The 3,032-nt window shown below is 52.2% G+C and carries 3 protein-coding genes; all 3 read left to right on the forward strand.

Features of this window, described 5'->3' with window-relative positions; all coding sequences use genetic code 11:
* Positions 1-57 precede the first annotated feature (57 nt).
* Positions 58-690: a hypothetical protein gene (locus OB13_RS17975; RefSeq protein ID WP_461491566.1), complete on the forward strand. Its 633-nt coding sequence runs from the start codon at positions 58-60 to the stop codon at positions 688-690.
* 5 nt (positions 691-695) lie between these two features.
* Positions 696-2,831, forward strand: coding sequence for a flotillin family protein (locus OB13_RS17980; protein WP_461491567.1), 2,136 nt, complete (start codon positions 696-698; stop codon positions 2,829-2,831).
* 76 nt (positions 2,832-2,907) lie between these two features.
* Positions 2,908-3,032, forward strand: a 125-nt coding sequence (locus tag OB13_RS17985; RefSeq protein WP_461491568.1) for a DUF4365 domain-containing protein, incomplete at its 3' end; no start/stop codon positions are given.

Below are 3,032 nucleotides of genomic sequence, written 5' to 3' on the forward strand. Positions count from 1 at the left end.
GTTATAGATATTATATTATATTTATAGCATATTATATATCACTGCCTTTATTTGCCTATGAACGAACTTTTACAAGCTGCCATTTCCGGTGTTAACATTTTACCGACTGCCTTCCTGGTTTTCACGCTCCTGTATTGGGTGGCGGTGATCTTCGGTTTCCTGGACCTCGACTTCTTCGATGTGGATCTGGATCTGGATACGGAAGTGCAGGCAGATGGCGTATCGGCCGTTACGTGGCTGAACTCGGCGCTGGCGTTTTTTAACCTGGGCAAAGTGCCATTCATGGTTTTCCTGACCTTCCTGGCCCTGCCTTTTTGGGTGATTTCGATACTGGTTAACTACTACTTCAACCACAACTACGAGCTGCTGGGGCTGCTATACCTGTTACCTTCCTTTATCGCTGCCCTGTTTGTTTCCAAAATCCTGACCAGGCCCTTTGTAAAGGTTTTTGCTGCCCTGGAGATCGAGCACGATTCAGCTGCCACCATCATCGGGCAGGTATGTACGGTCATTCTCCCGGCTACTCACACTGAACTGGGCCAGGCGACGGTGAAAACCGCCGGAGCACCGCTGCTGCTGAACGTGAAAACCACGGAAGGTTCCGCTGTGCAGAAAGGGGAGACTGCGCTGGTGCTTGAATACAATGCTGGGAACAAATTTTACCTCATAGAACCTTACCAAACTATCTAATTCACATGATTACATCTTTATCCTGGTCTATCGTCATCGTACTGGCGCTAGTCGTGATCGGCTTGATTGCCATCGTTGTCAAAATGTACCAGAAAGCCATACAGGGCGAAGCCATGGTACGTACCGGCCTGGGTGATACGAAAGTGTCTTTCTCCGGTATATTCGTCGTGCCCATCATCCACAAGCTGGAGGTAATGGACATTACCCTCAAAACCATCGTGATCTCCCGGACGGGCTCCGAAGGCCTGATCTGTAAAGACAATTTAAGAGCCGACATCAAAGTGAACTTCTTTTTGCGCGTCAACAAAACGCCGGAGGATGTGGTCCAGGTGGCGCAGTCCATCGGCTGTAAGCGTGCTTCGGATCACCCGGCGCTGGAAAGCCTGTTCGACGCCAAATTCTCCGAAGCACTGAAGACGGTGGGCAAGCACTTTGACTTTGTGGACCTCTACCAGAGCCGCGATGATTTCAAGCGCCAGATCCTGCAGACAATCGGCACCGACCTGAATGGCTTTATCCTGGACGACTGTGCGATCGACTACCTGGAGCAGACGCCGCTGATCAACTTAAATGAAAATAACATCCTTGATGCCGAAGGTATCAAGAAGATCATTGACCTGACAGCGAAGCAGAAAGTACAGGCCAACCTGATTGAGCGTGAGAAAGAAAAGACCATTAAGAAGCAGGACGTGGAGGCGCAGGAAACCATCCTAGAGCTGGAAAAACAGCTGGCTGAAAACGAGGAAAAGCAGAAGCGCGAAATTGCCAACATCAAGTCTAGGGAGTTTGCCGAAATGGAGAAAGTGCGCCACGAAGAGCGCCTGAAATCGGAGAAAGCCCGGATTGCAACCGACGAAGAGGTGAAGATCGCCGAGCAGAACAAAGACCGCCAGATACTGGTAGCCGAGCGCAGCAAGCAGCGCACCGACGCCATCGAAACGGAGCGCGTAGAGCAGGCGCGCCTGCTGGAGGAGAATGAGAAGGAGCGCATCGTGGCACTGGCCCAGATCGAGAAAGAGAAAGCCATTGAAGAAGAGCGCAAGAATATCCAGGGCATCATCCGGGAGCGTGTGACCGTGGAGAAAGCTGTGGTGGAAGAAGAGGAGAAGATCAAGGATACAAGAGCTTTTGCAGAGGCAGATCGTACGAAAGCGGTGGCAATCAAGAATGCAGAGAAAGAAGCGGAAGAGTCCCTGGTGAAAGAAATCAAGGGTGCCGAGGCAGCGCGTCAGGCAGCGGAGTTCAGAGCAAAACAAATGCTGATCGATGCCGAAGCCGAGCAGGTATCGTCCAACAACCGGGCGCAAGCCATCAAAACGATGGCCGAAGCAGAGGCCGCGCAGGCAGCTGCCAAAGGCTTGTCCGAAGCGCAGGTGATGGAGGCCAAAGCACACGCCCGCCAGGTAGAAGGCGAAGCAGAAGCATCGGTGATCAAAGCGAAAGCCAATGCCCAGGCAGAAGCCGAAGAACGACTGGGTATGGTAAGCGCCCGGGTGACGAAAGAACAAGGTATAGCCGATGCCACGGTAGTGGAGAATCTGGCTACCGCTGAAGAGAAGCGCGGGCTGGCCGAAGCCCGTGTGAGCGGTGAGAAATTCACGGTGGAAGCGAAAGGCATAGAAGAGAAGGCGGATGCCATGCGCAAACTGGACGGTGTGGGCAAAGACCACGAAGAGTTCAAGCTGCGCCTGGACAAAGAGAAGTCCATCGAGCTGGCCCAGATCAACATCCAGAAAGACATTGCCGCATCGCAGGCGGAGGTGATCGCGGAGGCTCTCAAAGCGGCCAAGATCGACATTGTGGGAGGCGAAACCATGTTCTTCGACCAGATCGTGGGCTCTATCACCAAAGGCAAGCAGGTGGACCGCCTGGTAGGCAACAGCGAGGTGCTGAACACGGTGAAGGATACCTTCTTCCAGGTGAACGGAAAGGGCCACGTGGATTTCCGGGAGAACCTGCAGCGCTTCATCAACCAGTTCGGCATGAACTCGGACGACGTACGCAACCTGAGTGTATCGGCCCTGCTTTTCAAAATGATGCAGAGCAGCGCCGATGAGAGCACGCTCAACACCCTGAAGCAGCTGACCACGACCGCCACGGCCATGGGTATAGCCGACAAGCCTTATATTTCCTTGAACTAACCTCACCCCAGACCCCTCTCCTAAGAATAGGAGAGGGGCTTTTTTCTTTCGTGGTAGTTGACATTAGTTAAAGATTATGAGCAGATACAGCAGTACGGAGAGGTTAGGAGTAATTGCAACAGACACTATTGTTACTAAAGATTTAGGTTGGATTTTCAGGGAACAAACAATTGTTGATGTTGGGATTGATGCGTTAATTGA

The organism is Pontibacter sp. HJ8 (genome assembly GCF_054824225.1).

Coding starts and splice junctions, on each gene's coding strand:
- OB13_RS17975 (WP_461491566.1), top strand. CDS start 58: ATGAACGAACTTTTACAAGCTGCCATTTCCGGTGTTAACATTTTACCG.
- OB13_RS17980 (WP_461491567.1), top strand. CDS start 696: ATGATTACATCTTTATCCTGGTCTATCGTCATCGTACTGGCGCTAGTC.